The following is an 18,234-nucleotide window of genomic DNA, read 5'->3' as shown; positions in this document are numbered from 1 at the left end:
CCGGCCACTTTGGAAGTCCCAAAGCAGTCGGGCTTTACTTATTTATTTTTTCACCGTTTCTATTGCACGGATTGACCCGAAACCTTACGTAATTCATTGGCGAGTCGATGAAACTCATTCTGTGCAGGTACGGATGAAGTTGCTCCATAACCTGCTGATAGGAAGGGAATGATCGCATTGGCATCATTCACAGTAAGTGGATAGCTAGGTGGTTCTGGCGTAATCCGTTTATTCCACCAGCCTTCATTCCCATACGATTCATCATAATCAACAGCTATACCATTCGCCATGACATCATTGAGGTATTGATAAATCTGAATAAACGTCGATTTCTTACCTCCGCTCCAAGCATAGGTTTGCCAGAACCGAGAGCAAGCCCCTGCGGCATATACTGCCTCCATGACGGCGTATGAACCATACACACCCGTCGTGTAAGCAGGCGTAGCTTCACTCGCCGCTTTAATATATGCGATAACCGTTGGCATTTGAGCAGACGATACGTCAAAATCAACAGCAAAATAGATACAGCTGCCCTCCGGTTGACCCACTTGCGCGGCAACCTGCAAAGCTGTTGCACCGTCCGCCAAACCAGCACTTCTTCCACCAAGAGCACGACTCGCCGTTGTTTCATAAACAGAAACCAACTCTAAACCAGCTGCACTAATTGCGTCAGACTCTGATTTCGTTAATGCCTTTGCACCGCTTGGTACCAAATATCTGGCGACAAATGTATATCCCTGTCCGACGAAAGCAGCCGCTTTTTGTGCCGTAAGCGGTGTTGAACAATCAAACCCTTTCGCCACTTGCCATCACCTACTTTCCAATTGGTATTTACAGCATATGCCAAAAGAACGAGACCCGACACCACCAGGCATCTAAAGTCCCGTTCTCGGGCATGAAAAAAGGCTTTTCTCTCTAGAGAAAAGCCCATTGCTTTAATCCATTAAACTTCTTTCGTACCAAAGCGGATTGCATTTCGCTCTTTGGCTCGCTGCGCTTCTACTTCTCGATTCCGAGGCTCCGCATGCGTAACCAAAGAGTCCATTAGCTTCTGTGCTGCCAACGCTACCTCTTGTACAGCCAACTGGAAAGCTGCTTCATTCACTTTAGAAGGCTCTGTAAAACCTGAGATCTTGCGCACAAATTGCAGGGACGCTGCCCGAACTTCATCTTCTGTCACGACCGGTTCATAGTTGAAAAGTGGTTTAATATTTCGGCACATATCGTACTCCTCCAGGCTAGGCATCCCATTTACCATTTACATACTCTGTTCTCAATATAATAGATGCCCATTGTTTTTTCAAGATCGCGTACACCTAGGCGCTGACCTTCAATAGGTCTATACCATAAATCTATATCCAGATCCCCAAACGGTTCCTATGTACTGAGGTTTAGAAGGGGTTTCCTCGATTTTCTCTCTAATCCTGGCAATATGAACCGTTACTGTAGAGGCGTCACTCATCGCATCCATTCCCCAGATCCGCTCAAATAATTCTTCCTTGCCAAATACCCGATTAGGATATTGGACAAGAAACAGAAGCAGGTCAAATTCCTTTTGAGCCAGGACAACTTCATTTCCGTTCACAAACACGCGTCTGGCATCCTTCTGAAGCTCAAGACCCCTAATCTGGATCGAGCTCCCCTCATTCCCTTTACCAAATCGCTCTTTCATCCGCTCGAACTTTTTCAGATGGGCACCTACCCGAGCCACGAGCTCCCCTGAGCTGAACGGCTTTGTAATATAATCGTCCGCACCGAGGCCTAAACCATTCACTTTATAAATTTCCTCTGCTCTCGCCGATACCAAAAGTACAGGAATATCATCATTCTCACGTATCGTTCTCAACACTTCAAACCCATCTATATCGGGCAGCATGATATCTAAGATAACAAGCTCAAACGCTTCCTCTTTGAGCGCTCTCAGACCATCCGTGCCGTTATTTACCATCTTAACTGAATAACCGCTTAACTCCAGATAATCTCTTTGCAAATTGGCAATGCTCTGGTCATCTTCAACAATCAAAATTCTTTTCATCATAACCTCCAAACATGTTAGAACTTTTTAAGAGATATCATGATCCCGGTTCCCTCACCTAAAGAGCTCTTGGCCCATATTTTCCCATCGTGCCCTTCAATAATTTGCTTAGCTATAGCTAGACCCAGTCCACTTCCATTCTTTCTTGAAGGATCTACTTGATAAAATCGTTCAAATATAAAAGGAAGCTTGTCCTCGGGTATGCCATTTCCATTGTCTTTAATTTCAATAATCGCAGATGTTCTAGTTTCCCTGAGTATAATGTCAATCTTGCCATTAGCTTTTCCGGCATACGTCATGGCATTATCAATGATGTTTTGCACGACCCTCTTTAATCTTTCGCCATCTATTAATACTTTGACAGGCTCTTTTAACTCATTGATTAATGCGATGGCTACATGCGCCTTTTCACATTCATATTTATGATCTGCCACACAATCCTCAAAATAACTAGCCAAATCGCTCTTCTCAAAATGGTAAGGAAGCTGATTTAAATCGAGTTTTGAATATAAAAGTAGATCATCAATCATCGCATTGACCAAAATAGCTTTGGAGCGCGCTGTTTCCAGATACTCCTCCATCTTCTCAGGCGTCTTCGCAACTCCATCAATAATGCCTTCGATATAGCCTTTAATGGAAGTCACAGGGGTCTTTAAGTCATGAGAAATACTTGAAACTAGAAACTTTCGATTATCATCATATTTTTGCTGTAAATAAACAGATTCCTTCAATTTGATCCTCATTAACTCCAAGGTTATCCCTAATTCCCGAATTTCGCCCTCGCCATCCTCGGAAATCTCTCCAGTAAGATCGCCTTCCCTAATTTTGACCGCGGCATCCTTTAATCTGGCGATTGGAATTATAATACGACGTGAGAACTTATAGGAAATCCATATATTCATCAGCAAAAAAACAACTGTGAAAAAACTAATCGTAAAGATGCCAAGCATCCAATATACCTTTGTATTCACCTTGATTGGGGCAAGCAGCAGTAGAATACCCGAATCGCCTGACAAGAGTTTGAAATCTGCTCTGTTAAACATATAAGTTTTGCCATCAAGCTCGATCTCACTTCGATCAGAGTCACTGGAGAGCATTATGCTTTTCTCGATATCTATCTTATTAAAATGTTGCGTTGCGAACATTACCTCTCTGCCCACGATAAGGATCGCACTGGCATTCAAAACGTTCACGCGATCAGCGAGCTCTTGTTGATACTTCGTATCCAGGAGTCCCTCGAACCCCAGGATCAGCGCTTCTCTTTTAATCTCACTGATGGCTGCACGAACTTCAAACGCTCGTTGAAACTGCTCTATACCGGCTTCGCGGCCCAAAACTTTCGTATACGTAGCAATAAAAATAATGACAGCCAAGATCGTTAAACCAATGGAAAGCAGCACAGCCAGCGTATTCATCGTGAAAAAACGTTTCGTTAAGTGCATGTAGATTCCTTTCTATATATCCTTTCTGTCAAACAAGTAATACCCCATCGTAAATAACATGATACCACAACCGAAAATAATTAGAATCTGGCGGCTTATTTTGAAGACATTGATGGATTCAGATATCCAAAGGGTATACCAGTCAAACATCGACGTGATAAAAAAACTGGAATAGGATGAAAAGACAATGCCCAGAAAATTAAATCCAATAAATACAAGAATGGACAGGAAAAATACGGCTAGTCCTCCCTGAATGAGATTGGCTAGCAGCACAACGATAAGCGCAAACACAAATACAGGAAAAAAAGTTAAGCCATATGACACCAGCACCTTTACGATACCAATGAAACTGGCGGACGAAGGATTAAATATAAACCCGGCTAACAGCGATAGAACCATAATAAATAAAAGATTACCAGCAATAAATAGTGCTAAATTCAAAACCTTAGCTGTAAACACGCCGAATCTAGATACTGGTCTTAAAAGAGTGATTTTCATTGTATTCGATGAGGACTCACCATTAAACATATCAATGGCTACAAATACTGCAAATAAAGGTAACAGCGTATACGTTACAAACGACAGTACGGCTATGGGAAATTCAACGCTCCCTACAACTCTTAATCCAAGACCATGTTTAATCGTCGTTACAGCAATTTGACCGATCATGACGGCAAGAATGGATAATATCGCGGCTGCCATGATTTTTTTCTTTTTAAGCAGCTTCACGGATTCATTCATAAATGCAGCTTTAAACCCTACCATTCCTGTCCACCTCACTAACAAAATAATTCTCAAGCGACGAATAAAATGACAGAATATGTTGGGTATATTCTACATTAACCAGCTTGCCTCCGTAAATAATCCCGATTCTCGAACACGTTAATTCCACATCGTGAATCAAGTGGCTCGATATAAAGAAGGTCGTGCCTTCCTGGGAAAGCTGTTTGATCAACTTCCTCATCTCCAGCATCCCTTCCACATCCAGTCCATTTAAAGGTTCGTCCAAAATTAACAGTTTCGGCTTCGATAGAATCGCCGCCGCTATCCCCAGTCTTTGTTTCATCCCGAGCGAAAATTTTTGTGATTTCTCATTTTTATATTTCAGCATCCCTGTAATTTCAAGACATTCATCAATTCTACGCTGATCGATTTCAGGATAAAATCTTGCAAACAGTCTCAAATTCTCATTTGCCGTCAAATAAGGATACGATTCCGCTGTTTCAATAATACAGCCTACATATTTCATTGCGTTGACATAGTCTTCTGCCACGCTCGCTCCGAAAATCTTCACATCGCCTCGATCTGGCTTCATGAGTCCTGTAATCATCTTCATAGCTGTCGTTTTGCCCGCACCATTAGGTCCAAGGAAACCGAATATATCACCTTGATCTACCTCTAAATTCAAATCGCTGATTCCTCGGCCATTCGTAAATGACTTGGTTAAGCCCGTTATTTCAATCGCCTTGACAGTCAATTCATCATCTCCCTAAAAAATCTCAGGAAGCCGCTATCCGCAGCCTCCTGAGAATCATTTCTATTCAAATACGCGATTAAATTCTCCATCATAGAAAGGCTTCATGTTACTTTGTTTGTAACCATTTTTATCCATTTCTAGATTCATTTCAAAATAAATCTTACCTGCCATGCTTGGATGAATCATCCCTTGCTTCTGTTCACCCTTCGAGTCTGTGTAAGTAAATGCTGGAGACGTCGACAAATTGTATTCGAAATTAAATACATCCTTGTTTGGATACTCTTTCTCAAATCCAGGATTTACGGTTTCGGAATACGTACCTGTTACTTTGTCGCCATCTACACTTGTGATTTTAACTGTTCGCTCACCGATCTTCACGAATTTACCGTCTTTGTCCAAAATAATATCATTTTGATAGGTTCCCACATATTTAGAGCTGAATCCACCAGAACGACTAACCTTCTCAACCTTGGCTGTAGTTAGATCAGGCATAGTAATCTTTGTACTGCCAATCTCAGACAGCTTTAACATCACATTGAGGTTTAAGTCATGCTGAACCCCATTTTTATCTTTTCCTGACAGCGTGATCTCACCCGTCAGATTTTCTAGATAACCATCTTTACTCTCATTTGCCGTACCTACAACCTTTTTCACGAAAATATCGCTCTCTATAGCTGGTAAATCTCTCTCACTATCCAGCATTTGTTTGATACCGAAGGAGGAAACTGCATTCACGATGGCCGGCACTTGTGCCTCTGACAAACTGCCCGAGAACACTTTACCTCCATTTGCGCTTTCTTCAACTTGTACATAATCTTTCAAAGAGCCAACAACAGCGTCAACGATTTTCTCAACCTCCGTTGCTCCCTTTTCTTTAAAAGGGTTATCGAAATCGGCTGGACCTTTACGGTTTTGGTTCACTTCCGCCGAATGATCAAATACATAATATGTATTGTCCAATTCGTTTTTGTCAATCGTTTGCTTCTTGTCAGCATACGTATATCTGGAGGTCGTTTCACCTTTGGCGTTTTTCGTTACCTCGTTATTCTCTTTCACTTGATTTACCGTATCCATTTTCATGAAATTAGACGATTGAATCAAAATTTTATCATTATCTTTCAGTGTATACATCGTCTCAACCGTATAGTTGTTAAGACCCTTTTCCATCACAGACGCCGTATTTTTCACTGAATCCTTCAACCGGTCATATCCGGATCCAAGCAGCGCATCAGCGAATGCCGTAGATACAAACAGACAAGCTCCAACCGTAAAAGAAAGTACTGTTATTGATTTTTTGCTAAGTTTCATTTCTCTTCTCCTTTTTTAAAACAATTTGCGGGAAACGTTTCCTTACTAGTTATTTTAGTATACGCTTATTGAATCCATCTAAATGGATTATTAACAAAGTATTAACTCTTATCGTAACTGCGTAGAAATTAAATTTTAAATGCTAGGAGTATGATGAATGATGAGTGAATTTGTAAAATTGTCTAAATCCACTGTCTTAGGAGCTGCCAATGGCGTCATGTTCATGACTTTCTTTGGTGCGCTCTGGTCATCCATTGGCATTGTAGGTTCAAATCGACTTGGAGCTCCATGGCCACTTGTTCTTTCAGTACTAATAACATTGATTTTACTGAGCGGAGCCATTTCACTCTTTGTTAAATCTCGCAGTAGGAATCAATCTGTTACTCCGAAAGAAAAGGAAGAAACGAAGCGATTAAACCAAAAATTCGGTTTGATTTTTGGCTTGGAAGGTGTTGCGATCTTTCTTGCAAGTGTCATTTGCAATGCACTCGATCATTTTGAAGTCTTTTTCCCTGTCATGGCGATGATTGTTGGTATTCATTTCTTTCCTTTAGCTACATTATTTCGAGAAAAATTTTATTATGGTACGGGTATTGTAATGTGTATGCTAGGCATCATTTCACTATTTCTACCTATCAACGCCACGTTCGGCGATGTATCTCTCATTCCGATGTCTACGTTTATCGGATTTGGGTCAGCTGTGACGCTCTGGGTGACTGGTTTGAGAATCTGGGTGACCATACTGAAACAGCTGAAACAATCCTAATCAAAGCATTGTGCACAAACGTGCACAAACAAAGAACAAGCCGCTCATTCCCATCAGCATTGATGAGAACGAGCGGCTTGTTCTGTCTCTAAAATAAATAAAAACCCTTATATACCAAGGGTTTCCGTACAATGGGCCCAGAGGGACTCGAACCCCCGACCAATCGGTTATGAGCCGACCGCTCTAACCAACTGAGCTATAGGCCCTAATGAAATTTGGTTGCGGGGGCAGGATTTGAACCTGCGGCCTTCGGGTTATGAGCCCGACGAGCTACCGAGCTGCTCCACCCCGCGTCATGTATGCCGCTCAACAGCGACAAAAATAAATATACACCAACGGAGATGGCTTAGTCAAGCGTTAATTTTATGCATAATTAATTCGTTTATGTATTGTATCTGACGCCAAAGCGTCCTTTCTTCGACTTATAAACCTCAACTTCCTGCGGGCACTCATACCCATAGATCCACCAATCTTCTTCCATACGTTTCGCTAAAACACCTGCTTGAAACTTCGAATCGTATAATTTCGCCCAATATATCCAGTTCATGCGTATCCCTCCATTGTAGTCAGATCGTTACATTTAGCTTATCCATATAAAGGATCTCTTATTAGCAGTATTGTCCAAAGACGATCTGAAATATGGGAAAAGTCGTTCTATTTGACCATATGACAAATAAAATGTGACGGTTTACAAGCATAGCAGGATTTTCCCTGTTTTTGGGGAAGTTAAGTGATGTAGACAATTTGGCAGTGAGAAAAAAGGAGAAAAAATCCATGATCGAGTCAATCAAAAGTTACTTACAAACGCATAGGGAAAAACACATAGAGGAACTCATGGCTTTTTTGCGGATCCCAAGTATAAGTGCAGTTGCCCAGCATCAACCGGATATGCAGAAATGCGCGGAGTGGACGGCTCAATCTTTACAAAAGGCTGGACTTGAAAACATTGAAATTATGCCTACGAAAGGTTACCCTGTCGTTTATGCCGATTGGTTACATGCCGCCGGCAAACCGACGGTCTTGATTTATGGTCATTATGATGTGCAACCCGCTGAGCCATTAGAGTTGTGGGAAACGCCCCCTTTTGAACCCGTAATCCGTGATAATAAGCTGTTCGGTCGCGGAAGTACCGATGACAAAGGGCAACTGTTGCTTTATGTGAAGGTTGTTGAAGCTTTTCTACAAACGCAGGGTTCACTTCCAGTTAACGTGAAATTCTGCATCGAGGGTGAAGAGGAAATTGCTAGTAAGAATCTCCCTGCCTTTGTTGAAGAACATGCTGCTAAATTGCAAGCTGATTCCATCGTACTTTCCGACACGCAAATGCACGGTCCTGGTAAACCGGCACTCATGTATGGACTTCGCGGCTTAGCGGGATTCGAAATCACAATCGATGGCGCGAATAGTGATCTGCATTCTGGTCTATTCGGCGGTGCTGTACAGAACCCAATTCACGCTATGACTAAGCTGTTAAGCTCTTTTCATGACGAGAATGGCCGAGTAGCTGTACAAGGGTTCTACGACCGTGTTATCGAACTTTCGGACAAAGAGCGTGAAGCCTTCAAGAAAGTGGAGCCGGATGAAAACAAAGTTCGCACGAATTTGAATGTCACAGAGCTTTATGGGGAGAAAGGATTCTCCTTTTACGAACAAACGACATCCCGCCCTACACTTGAAATCACGTCAGTTAGCGGCGGCTTTCAAGGTGAGGGAATTAAACCAATCATTCCGAATCGGGCTACTGCCAAAATTGCATGTCGCCTCGTCGCTGCGCAGGTTCCTGAGGAAATCATGGATCTGGTCGAAGCCCATATACATGCACAGTCTCTTCCAGGCGTGTCAGTTACGTTAGATCGCCAATTGCGAGGGAATCCCTTCATTACACCTATTGATGAACCCGTTATGGTAGCGGCAGCAGAAGCATATGAAGAAACATTCAGTGAATGGCCGGTCTATACGCGCAGCGGAGGATCAATTCCGATTGTCGAAGTGTTAGGTCGCGTCTTAGACGCACCTGTGGTACTTATGGGCTTTGGTCTGCCAGGGGAGAATCTTCATGCTCCGAATGAACATTTCCATTTGATGAATTGGGACAATGGGACTGAGACGATTAGCCGTTACTGGTTGAAGCTAGCTGCATTGGCCGTAACTACAACAGAATCTAACTAAGGTAGAGTAAAAGGAGTAACTTCTATGGGGAATCAATTACACATGCGTGATGCACAATTGGAAGATTTAGCAGAAATCGTACGTATCTACAATTCCACGATTGCTGGACGCATGGTTACTGCCGACACAGACCCCGTCACAACATCTTCACGGGAACGCTGGTTTCACGAACACTCTGCGGATTTCCGTCCACTTTGGGTGCTTGAAAATGAGAACGGCATTTGTGGTTGGCTGAGTTTTCAGTCCTTCTACGGACGTCCCGCCTATAACGCAACAGCGGAAGTCAGTATTTACGTAGATGAAACGTATCGTGGCCAAGGGATCGGTCGATATTTGATGGAACAAGCACTTGAAGCTAGTCCAAAGCTAGGGATCAAGTCTTTGTTAGGTTTTATATTTGGACACAATGAGCCGAGTCTACAGCTTTTCCGCAAATTCGGATTCACGAATTGGGCGCATTTGCCTGGCGTCGCTGAGTTAGATGGCGTTGAGCGCGATCTGATCATTTTGGGCAAACGTGTTGGTTAGTCGACACTCGTAAAATAAAAAGCGCTACTCCTCCCCTACCCGCGAAATCATATTCGCGATGTTAGTGAGATGTGGCGCTTTTTTGTTGATCGTTTGGGTAAACCTGAACCAATTGTGGTTCTTCTTCCATATAGATGGAAAAACTACAGATAATTCAGTCAATTTCACTTCATTTTACTCTACGTCACACCATTCTCTACTCGCCCTTCGCCACAATCGCTTCTACCTCTATTTCAATCAGCAATCGGGGGTCAATCAGCGCTTTCACTTCGACCATCGTCGCAACGGGCTGCACATCACGGAAATACTCGCCATGCGCTTTACCGAACTCTTCCCATAACGTTATATCAGTCACGAACATCCGCGTTCGCACCACATCAGAAAGCTGTGCGCCGAGCTCTTGGAGCGCCTGCTCAATCGTTTGAAGGATGAACCGGGCTTGCTCGTACGCATTACCTACACCAACAACCTCGCCGTCTTTCATGGCTGTCGTCCCGGCTACCTCGATTCGATCACCTACACGAATGGCTCTGCAATAGCCGACCACTGGCTCCCATGGTGAGCCTGTATACACTCTCGTTCGATTCATTACGCAATCGCTCCTTACATTTTACAAATAAACCGCTAGTCTCGCTTGTAATCCCTCTGTCACCGGCAATAGTGGCAATCGTAACGCGCCTGAACCAATGACACCTTGTTGGTGAAGCAGCCATTTAATAGGAGCTGGATTCGGCTCTTGAAATAGCAGACGAATAAGCGGAAGGAGCTCTTCGAACTCTCTTCGACTCTCCTCATGTGCCCCGTTAACGAAGCTGCGGATAAAAGAAACAAACCTCTCCGTCTCCACATTCGCAGAAGCACTCATAACCCCTTTGGCGCCAGACTGCAGTGCCGCATACAGCAAAGTGTCCTCGCCACACAGTACAGGTTTAGAGCCTACTCTAGTCAATTCCGTGACCAGGGCAATATTCGGTGTACTGTCCTTCATCCCGATGACCCCATCGATATCTAGAATGGTCCGAACCGTATCCAGCTCAAGCGTTACACCTGTACGATGCGGCACATCATACAAGATCACCGGTACACCAACCCCCGCCACCTGACGAAAATGTTCAATAATCCCCTGCTGACTCGGCCTGTTGTAATACGGAACTACAACTAATGCAGCTTCTGCACCAAGTTTGCCTGCTTCTGCTGTTTTGCGAACGGTTGAACGCGTATCGTTCGTACCTGTTCCAACGATTAAATGCACATCAACGTGAGCAGCGTCGCGAGCGGCTTGAGCTGTAGCAAACAACACGCCAAGCTCGTCTTTCGTGATCGTTGGTGATTCTCCCGTTGTCCCATTGACAACCAATCCATCTATTTCATCTTGAAATAAGTTATAAGCCTGATTATAAAAAGATGCAGCATCCACTTCAAACTCTTCATCAAAAGGTGTGACAATGGGTACATATAACCCCTGTAGGTCTTGTTCTTTTAGCAAAATAACCATCTCCCTGCTTCGTTTGTTTGTACATTTACTTTAGCATGGAACTCTTCATCACAGTTAGCTATAATAAATGATAGAACTCATCAAAAATATTGATAATGAAGCGAGGCTATTCATGGATCTGACGTATTTCCGCACCTTGCGGGAGGTTGCCCGTAGGAAAAGCTTCACGCGTGCTGCTGAAGAATTAGGGTATGCCCAATCGAGCATTACCATGCAAATTCAAAAGTTAGAACGTGAATATGGTGTCCCCTTATTCGAAAGGTATGGCCGACAGTTACGCCTAACTCCACCTGGAGAAAGCTTACTAGTAATAGCGCAACAATTGTTGGAACTTTATGACCAATCTAAGGAAATGATAGCCCATCAAGTTAGTGGAACGTTGACCATCGGGACCATTAACTCATTAGCAGCCTATTATCTGCCCCCATTTTTGCATAAGCTTAAACAGCTGTATCCAGGTTTAAATATTCAACTATTTCCTGATAGTGAAGCTTCTATCCTCACCAAGGTCAAAGAAGGAGATTATGATATTGGCCTTCTGTTAGATCAATATCCGGCAGATCCCACGCTCGCTTGTACAAGTGTCCGAGAAGAACAACTCGTCTTCGTTGCACCTTTAGATCACTCTTTGACGCAACAATCTGATATTCAGCTTACGGACCTGGGGAACACGGAATTCATCGTCACCGAGGAAGGCTGCATTTATCGAGGGAAGTTTGAAAGATTACTTAAAGATAATGCCGTCGCCTTACAAATCGGTTTCGAGTTAGGCAACGTTGAAGCCATCAAACAATGTGTGATGAGCGGATTAGGCATCGCCTTGTTACCTCGTATCACCGTAGCGAATGAGCTGGCCATCGGCAAGCTTGCACAGCTTCCTTTTACGCATAACCAACTTTCCATGGACTTACAGCTAGTGCTTCATCCCAAAAAATGGATGTCCCAACCCTTGCAAGCGTTCATTCAATTGTTGACTAAACAACCCGTTGAATGAAAAAAAGAAGCTCACCTTTGCGAAAAGGTAGAGCTTCTTCTAATTGTAAGTCAATTCAAGATTTGCGCACAAGTGAGGCGCCGAACGTACGGTAACCTGCTTGGTATTCGCAAAATCTTGATAGTCTGTTGCAAGACCACTCTAGTATAGAGGAAGCAACACAGTTCGTCAATTTCCGTCACTGAAACAAGCAGTTATACGCCGTAAGCGGATGGATTAACTCTCCAAGAACGTAGGAGCTCCATATCATCTGGCTGGATCTTCCCTTTTTCCAAAGCTACCTCAAGCAAGGTTGAGTAGTTAGAAAGTGTGTGAAGAGGCATTTCTGCCGCCGCGAATGCATCCGTTGCTTTATCCAGCTGATAAGAGAAAATCGCAAGAACGCCAAGTGCTTCAGCGCCTGCATCTTTTACCGCAACCGCTGCTTTCAGCGAGCTGCCTCCTGTGGAAATCAGGTCTTCGATAACGATGACTTTTTGTCCTGGTTTCACGGAACCTTCAATCAAGTTCTCTTTACCATGACCTTTCGCTTTATCGCGAATGTAGATCATCGGAAGACCTAGCTTCTGAGCTACCCAAGCCGCATGTGGGATTCCAGCTGTTGCTGTTCCTGCCACAACCTCAGCTTCAGGGAATTTTTCCTTGATCAAAGCAACGAAGCCATCGGCAATCGCATCACGGATCGCAGGGTGAGACATGGTCAAACGATTATCACAATAAATCGGGGATTTCAGTCCCGATGTCCATGTAAAAGGTTGTTGTGGACGAAGAGCCACGGCTTCAATATCTAATAACGACGCTGCAATATGCTGTGCGATTGTTTCGAGATTACTCATACGCTCACCGTTCCTTTCAAAGTTAAAATAAAGTGCCTAGACGATTGAATCGATAATCGATTCAATCGCTGCTCTTGGGTCCGCTGCGCCTGTGATCGGACGCCCGATCACGACATAGTCCGTCCCCTGCGCGAACGCCTCAGCCGGCGTCATAATGCGCGACTGGTCTCCGATGTCGGCCCCCGCCGGGCGGATGCCTGGTGTCACGGTGACGAAGCCGACACCGCACGCCGCCTTAATCGCCGTCACCTCAAGCGGTGACGCGACGACCCCGTTAAGCCCCGCGGCATGCGCCAAGCGGGCATACCGAATGACGGCCTGCTCGGTTGTACCGGCAAGGCCGATCTCGTCATTCAGCACCTGCTGCGAGGTGCTAGTCAATTGCGTCACGCCGATCACGATCGGACGTGCTGCCCCTAAAGCTAGCCCCTTGTCGACACCCTCCAAGGCGGCTTCCATCATGTACTTGCCTCCGGCTGCATGTACATTGAACACATCAACCCCAAGGCGCGTCACGCTCTCCGCGCCGCCCTTGACCGTGTTCGGAATGTCATGCATCTTCACGTCGAGGAACACCTTATAGCCGCGATCCTTCAGACTCGCGACAAAGGTAGGACCTGCAGCATAAAACAGCTGCATTCCTACCTTTACATAACACGGTATGCCTTCGAGCTGCTTAAGCAGCCCTTCAGCACTTTCCGCATTCGCGTAGTCCAAGGCGACCATGATGCGTCCGGTAACATCGTTGCGAGTTAACGTACTCATGTTTGGCACCATCCTTTAGACATGTATTGGCATTGCACGTGAGGAGAAGTTGATAGCTTCAAGCATATTCACTAGCGCTCTTACAGTATCAAGCGATGTCATACATACTACACCGTTCTCTACTGCTTCACGACGAATGCGGAAGCCGTCACGCTCAGGCGTTTTGCCCTTAGTCAATGTGTTCACGACGAACTGAGCATCACCGCTGCGGATGAGGTCAAGAATGTTTGGTGAACCTTCACTAAGCTTGTTGACGGTTGTAACCGGAAGTCCTGCTTGAGCAATCGCTTCGGCAGTTCCACCTGTTGCAATAATTTTGTAACCTAGGCGATAGAAGCCTTTCAAGATTTCAATCGCTTCTTCTTTATCTTTATCAGCTACGGTTACCACGACGGAACCTGCAGCAGGGATCTTCATACCAGCACCGATGAGTCCTTTGTACAGGGCTTTTGCAAAATTCACATCACGACCCATAACCTCACCTGTGGACTTCATTTCAGGTCCGAGTGTTGTATCTACACGGCGAAGCTTCGCGAAGGAGAATACTGGTACTTTGACAGATACGTATTTATCTTCTGGCCATAGACCACTTTGATAACCCATATCTGCTAGTGATTGACCCATGATTACGCGTGTTGCCACGTTCGCCATCGGAATGTTCGTCACTTTGCTTAAGAAAGGCACAGTTCTGGAAGAACGCGGGTTAACCTCGATCACATACACTTGATCGTTATGAATAACGAACTGGATGTTCACTAGACCAACAACGTTAAGCTCTAAACCGATTTTCGTCGTAATCTCGATGATTTGCTGCTTGATCTCATCGGAGATGGATTGTGGCGGATAGACCGCAATGGAGTCACCAGAATGAACCCCTGCGCGTTCCACGTGTTCCATGATCCCTGGGATCAGAACTGTTTCTCTATCGCAGATTGCGTCAACCTCTACCTCTTTACCAAGCATGTATCGATCGATTAGAACCGGATGCTCAGGGTTGATTTTCACCGCATATTCCATGTAGCTCAGAAGCTCTTCATCGGAGTAGACGATTTCCATTGCGCGTCCACCAAGTACGTAGGAAGGACGAACGATAACCGGATATCCGAATTTCGCAGCTGTACCAACCGCTTGATCGACTGATGTTACTGTGCCGCCTGGAGGTTGAGCTACTGAAATTTTGCTAAGCAAAGCTTCGAATTTCTTACGATCTTCTGCTGTATCGATACTTTCTAGGTCAGAACCTAGGATACGTACACCAGCTTTGTGTAATGGTGCAGCCAGGTTGATGGCAGTTTGTCCACCGAATTGAACGATAACACCGATTGGTTGCTCACGCTCAATTACGTTCATAACATCTTCGAAGAACAATGGTTCGAAGTACAAACGATCCGATGTGTTAAAATCTGTTGAAACTGTTTCTGGGTTGTTGTTGATAATAACCGCTTCGTAACCAGCCGCTTGAATTGCCCATACCGCATGAACGGTGGAGTAATCGAACTCAATCCCTTGACCGATACGAATTGGACCCGATCCTAGAACAACAACTTTTTCTTTGGTCGTTTCTGTTACTTCATCTTCTTGCTCATAGGTGGAGTAGTAGTATGGCGTTGAAGCTTCAAACTCAGCCGCACATGTATCTACCATTTTGTATACGGGCTTAATATTATTTTGCAAACGGAAAGTTCTTACGTCCGCTTCTTTCGTGAAAGTCGAGCAACCTGCCAATGTACGAATTTCCGCTACAGCACGGTCTGTAAAGCCTTTACGCTTAATTTCGAAAATAAGCTCAGCTGTCAAATCCTTCGCTGCAATTTCCTTTTCATACGCGATAAGTGCACTTAATTTGTTCAAGAACCACCAGTCAATTTTCGTCAAATTTTGCAGTGTTTCCACGGTATACCCTCTGCGGAACGCTTCTGCTAGTAAGAAGATACGCTCGTCGTCTGGTTTTACCAAACGCAGCTCTAATGTTTCTTTATCTAGTAAATCCGTTTCTTTCAAGAACAAGCGGTGAACACCGATTTCTAGGGAACGAATCGCCTTTTGAATGGACTCTTCGAACGTACGGCCAATCGCCATAACTTCGCCAGTCGCTTTCATTTGTGTTCCTAGCTTACGGTTAGCAGCTGTAAATTTATCGAACGGCCAACGTGGAATCTTGGATACGATGTAATCAAGTGCTGGCTCGAAGCAAGCATATGTTTGTCCTGTAACTGGGTTAACGAGTTCATCAAGTGTGTATCCAATCGCAATTTTCGCTGCCATTTTCGCAATTGGATAGCCAGTTGCTTTGGAAGCAAGCGCCGAAGAGCGACTTACACGCGGGTTAACTTCGATAACATAATATTGGAAGCTATGTGGATCTAGTGCATATTGAACGTTACATCCGCCTTCAATGTTCAGAGCACGAATGATTTTCAAGGAAGCAGAACGAAGCATTTGGTACTCACGGTCCGACAATGTTTGGCTTGGTGCTACTACGATACTGTCGCCTGTATGTACACCAACTGGATCAAAGTTCTCCATGTTACACACAACGATACAGTTGTCGTTCGCATCACGCATAACTTCATACTCGACTTCTTTCATACCCGCGATACTGCGCTCTACGAGACACTGACCAATTGGGCTGTAACGAATACCGGAAGCAACGATTTCCACTAGTTCTTCCATCGTGTTACAAATACCGCCGCCTGTTCCACCTAGTGTATAAGCAGGACGAATGATGATTGGAAAGCCGATTTCATTGGCAAAATCAACTGCTTGCGCGACTGTCGTTACGATAACGCTATCTGGTACTGGCTGTTCTAGTTCTCTCATCAAGTCTCTGAAAAGGTCACGATCTTCTGCTTTTTCAATCGCCGTAAGTTGTGTTCCTAGAAGCTTAACGTTCTCGCTCTCTAGAACGCCTGCACGAGCAAGTTCAACCGCCATGTTCAGACCCGTTTGTCCGCCAAGTGTTGGCAGCAAACCGTCTGGACGTTCTTGACGAATGATTTGTGTCACGAACTCAAGTGTAATTGGCTCGATGTATACTTTGTCAGCCATGTTCGTATCCGTCATGATCGTAGCTGGGTTGCTGTTGATCAGGATAACTTCCATGCCTTCTTCTTTCAATGCTTGGCAAGCTTGCGTACCAGCGTAGTCGAACTCCGCCGCTTGACCAATAACGATCGGTCCGGAACCGATAACGAGAATCTTTTTGAGTGTATTATTTTTTGGCATATTGCAGTTCCTCCTTCACAGATGTCGATGCCGTGGAAGCATTCCACTGAGCAAGCATTTGCGCTTGGCGCGGCTGCTGTGGGTTATCTAGTTTGTGCTGACGAATCAGCGAGATGAAATCATCGAACAGGTAGCTGGAGTCGAATGGTCCAGGTGCTGCCTCTGGGTGATATTGAACTGAGAATGCTGGGTATTGCTTGTGACGTAAGCCTTCGATCGTGCGATCGTTATTATTAATGTGCGTCACTTCAAGGTTCGTTCCTTGGACGGAATCTTCCTTAACCGTGTAGCCATGGTTTTGCGATGTAATGTAGCAACGTCCGGAGATCAAATCTTTAACCGGGTGGTTACCGCCGCGATGACCGAATTTCAATTTATCTGTATCGGCGCCGCACGCAAGTGCGAACAATTGGTGACCCAAGCAAATTCCGAATAATGGAATGTCGCCAAGCAAACCTTTAATCATTTCAACTGCGTGTGGAACATCCTTCGGATCCCCAGGGCCATTGGAAAGCAATACGCCATCTGGTGCTAAGCGGCGAATTTGTTCAGCTGTTGCGTTTTGAGGCACAACAACAACATCGCAATCGCGTTTGCTAAGATCGCGGATGATGCCGCTTTTTGCGCCGAAATCCACAAGAACTATACGTTCTTTGTGCCCAGGAGCACCGAATACACTTTTCGTGGACACACGGGAAACTTGATCCGTCATAAGCGGTGTGTTTTTAAGAGTTGCCATCAATTCTTCTACAGATTTATTCGACGTTGTGATGATACTTTTCATAACGCCATAATGACGAAGTTTGCGAGTCAACATACGTGTATCGATGCCGCTGATCCCTACGATGCCGTATTCTTTCAACAGGCTGCCTAGCGTGTATTGTGCTCTCCAGTTACTTGGAATTTCTTCATGCTCACGCACAACGAAACCATGGATAAAGGGACGTACGGACTCAAAATCATCACGAATCACACCGTAGTTCCCTACCAATGGATATGTCATTGTTACGATTTGTCCACAATATGAAGGGTCCGAAAGCACCTCTTGATAACCTGTCATTCCTGTATTGAATACAACCTCGCCGACGGATTCACCTTCACTACCGAACGATTTTCCTGTAAAAAGAGTGCCGTCTTCCAGCAACAATCTTGCCTGCATGTTCTTTCAACTCCTTCGCTATTGTCAGGCGGTTC

Annotated in this window: 18 protein-coding genes and 2 tRNA genes; 4 read left to right on the top strand and 16 right to left on the bottom strand. The window is 44.7% G+C overall.

The features are described from left to right. Positions 1 to 59: 59 nt before the first annotated feature. The 7 genes from ACSQ8O_RS17365 to ACSQ8O_RS17335 form a co-directional block, all read right to left on the bottom strand. Positions 60 to 803 carry a DUF1906 domain-containing protein gene (locus ACSQ8O_RS17365; RefSeq protein WP_436242688.1) on the bottom strand — a complete coding sequence of 248 codons (744 nt, stop codon included), beginning with the start codon at positions 801 to 803 and terminating at the stop codon, positions 60 to 62. A 140-nt stretch (positions 804 to 943) separates the two neighbouring features. Next, complete coding sequence (locus ACSQ8O_RS17360; protein ID WP_057314704.1) at positions 944 to 1,222, bottom strand: DUF2277 domain-containing protein; 279 nt, start codon at positions 1,220 to 1,222, stop codon at positions 944 to 946. Positions 1,223 to 1,339: 117 nt separating this feature from the next. Continuing rightward, positions 1,340 to 2,035 carry a response regulator transcription factor gene (locus ACSQ8O_RS17355; protein ID WP_436242958.1) on the bottom strand — a complete coding sequence of 232 codons (696 nt, stop codon included), beginning with the start codon at positions 2,033 to 2,035 and terminating at the stop codon, positions 1,340 to 1,342. A gap of 17 nt (positions 2,036 to 2,052) precedes the next feature. Beyond that, positions 2,053 to 3,477 (bottom strand): sensor histidine kinase, encoded by a 1,425-nt coding sequence (locus ACSQ8O_RS17350; RefSeq protein ID WP_436242687.1) that lies wholly within the window; start codon positions 3,475 to 3,477, stop codon positions 2,053 to 2,055. Positions 3,478 to 3,489: 12 nt separating this feature from the next. Further along, positions 3,490 to 4,242, bottom strand: a complete 753-nt coding sequence (locus ACSQ8O_RS17345; protein WP_436242686.1) for an ABC transporter permease — start codon at positions 4,240 to 4,242, stop codon at positions 3,490 to 3,492. Beyond that, complete coding sequence (locus tag ACSQ8O_RS17340) at positions 4,229 to 4,954, bottom strand: ABC transporter ATP-binding protein (protein WP_056612588.1); 726 nt, start codon at positions 4,952 to 4,954, stop codon at positions 4,229 to 4,231. Before ACSQ8O_RS17340 ends, ACSQ8O_RS17345 begins: the two co-directional genes overlap by 14 nt. A 60-nt stretch (positions 4,955 to 5,014) precedes the next feature. Further along, complete coding sequence (locus tag ACSQ8O_RS17335; RefSeq protein WP_436242685.1) at positions 5,015 to 6,262, bottom strand: hypothetical protein; 1,248 nt, start codon at positions 6,260 to 6,262, stop codon at positions 5,015 to 5,017. A 157-nt stretch (positions 6,263 to 6,419) separates the two neighbouring features. Between ACSQ8O_RS17335 and ACSQ8O_RS17330 the strand changes: the two genes are divergently transcribed. Then, entirely contained in the window at positions 6,420 to 7,028 is a 609-nt protein-coding gene (locus ACSQ8O_RS17330) for a DUF7010 family protein (protein WP_436242684.1), read from the top strand. 132 nt (positions 7,029 to 7,160) lie between these two features. On the opposite strand, the gene ACSQ8O_RS17325 is transcribed toward ACSQ8O_RS17330, so the two are convergent. The 3 genes from ACSQ8O_RS17325 to ACSQ8O_RS17315 form a co-directional block, all read right to left on the bottom strand. Then, positions 7,161 to 7,234: transfer RNA gene (locus ACSQ8O_RS17325), tRNA-Ile, on the bottom strand. Positions 7,235 to 7,244: 10 nt separating this feature from the next. Beyond that, a tRNA-Met gene (locus ACSQ8O_RS17320) sits at positions 7,245 to 7,321 on the bottom strand. A gap of 89 nt (positions 7,322 to 7,410) precedes the next feature. Further along, entirely contained in the window at positions 7,411 to 7,575 is a 165-nt protein-coding gene (locus tag ACSQ8O_RS17315) for a hypothetical protein (protein WP_164483565.1), read from the bottom strand. A gap of 227 nt (positions 7,576 to 7,802) precedes the next feature. Here ACSQ8O_RS17315 and ACSQ8O_RS17310 point away from each other — a divergent pair, with 227 nt between their 5' ends. Beyond that, a complete protein-coding gene (locus ACSQ8O_RS17310; RefSeq protein WP_436242683.1) occupies positions 7,803 to 9,197 on the top strand; it encodes a dipeptidase in 1,395 nt (464 codons plus the stop codon). 24 nt (positions 9,198 to 9,221) lie between these two features. Further along, complete coding sequence (locus ACSQ8O_RS17305) at positions 9,222 to 9,725, top strand: N-acetyltransferase family protein (RefSeq protein ID WP_436242682.1); 504 nt, start codon at positions 9,222 to 9,224, stop codon at positions 9,723 to 9,725. Between the two features lie 196 nt (positions 9,726 to 9,921). Here ACSQ8O_RS17305 and ACSQ8O_RS17300 read toward each other — a convergent pair whose 3' ends face one another. Both ACSQ8O_RS17300 and dapA read right to left on the bottom strand, forming a co-directional pair. Continuing rightward, entirely contained in the window at positions 9,922 to 10,314 is a 393-nt protein-coding gene (locus tag ACSQ8O_RS17300) for a RidA family protein (protein ID WP_436242681.1), read from the bottom strand. Positions 10,315 to 10,335: 21 nt separating this feature from the next. Further along, positions 10,336 to 11,220, bottom strand: a complete 885-nt coding sequence (gene dapA, locus ACSQ8O_RS17295; protein ID WP_436242680.1) for a 4-hydroxy-tetrahydrodipicolinate synthase — start codon at positions 11,218 to 11,220, stop codon at positions 10,336 to 10,338. 112 nt (positions 11,221 to 11,332) lie between these two features. Here dapA and ACSQ8O_RS17290 point away from each other — a divergent pair, with 112 nt between their 5' ends. Then, positions 11,333 to 12,214 carry a LysR family transcriptional regulator gene (locus ACSQ8O_RS17290; protein ID WP_436242679.1) on the top strand — a complete coding sequence of 294 codons (882 nt, stop codon included), beginning with the start codon at positions 11,333 to 11,335 and terminating at the stop codon, positions 12,212 to 12,214. Positions 12,215 to 12,408: 194 nt separating this feature from the next. Here ACSQ8O_RS17290 and pyrE read toward each other — a convergent pair whose 3' ends face one another. The 4 genes from pyrE to carA are packed head-to-tail and all read right to left on the bottom strand — an operon-like array spanning position 12,409 to position 18,199. After that, complete coding sequence (gene pyrE, locus ACSQ8O_RS17285) at positions 12,409 to 13,050, bottom strand: orotate phosphoribosyltransferase (protein WP_436242678.1); 642 nt, start codon at positions 13,048 to 13,050, stop codon at positions 12,409 to 12,411. A gap of 36 nt (positions 13,051 to 13,086) precedes the next feature. After that, positions 13,087 to 13,815, bottom strand: a complete 729-nt coding sequence (pyrF, locus tag ACSQ8O_RS17280; RefSeq protein WP_436242677.1) for an orotidine-5'-phosphate decarboxylase — start codon at positions 13,813 to 13,815, stop codon at positions 13,087 to 13,089. A gap of 15 nt (positions 13,816 to 13,830) precedes the next feature. After that, positions 13,831 to 17,040 carry a carbamoyl-phosphate synthase large subunit gene (carB, locus tag ACSQ8O_RS17275; protein ID WP_236287585.1) on the bottom strand — a complete coding sequence of 1,070 codons (3,210 nt, stop codon included), beginning with the start codon at positions 17,038 to 17,040 and terminating at the stop codon, positions 13,831 to 13,833. Beyond that, a complete protein-coding gene (carA, locus tag ACSQ8O_RS17270; RefSeq protein WP_436242676.1) occupies positions 17,027 to 18,199 on the bottom strand; it encodes a glutamine-hydrolyzing carbamoyl-phosphate synthase small subunit in 1,173 nt (390 codons plus the stop codon). Before carA ends, carB begins: the two co-directional genes overlap by 14 nt. Between the last annotated feature and the right edge of the window lie 35 nt (positions 18,200 to 18,234).

It is taken from the genome of Paenibacillus sp. LjRoot56 (assembly GCF_964253335.1).
GTDB classification, from domain to species: Bacteria; Bacillota; Bacilli; order Paenibacillales; family NBRC-103111; genus Paenibacillus_E; species Paenibacillus_E allorhizoplanae.
Note: the sequence above shows the minus strand (reverse complement) of the source record. Positions and strands in the feature narration are given on the sequence as shown.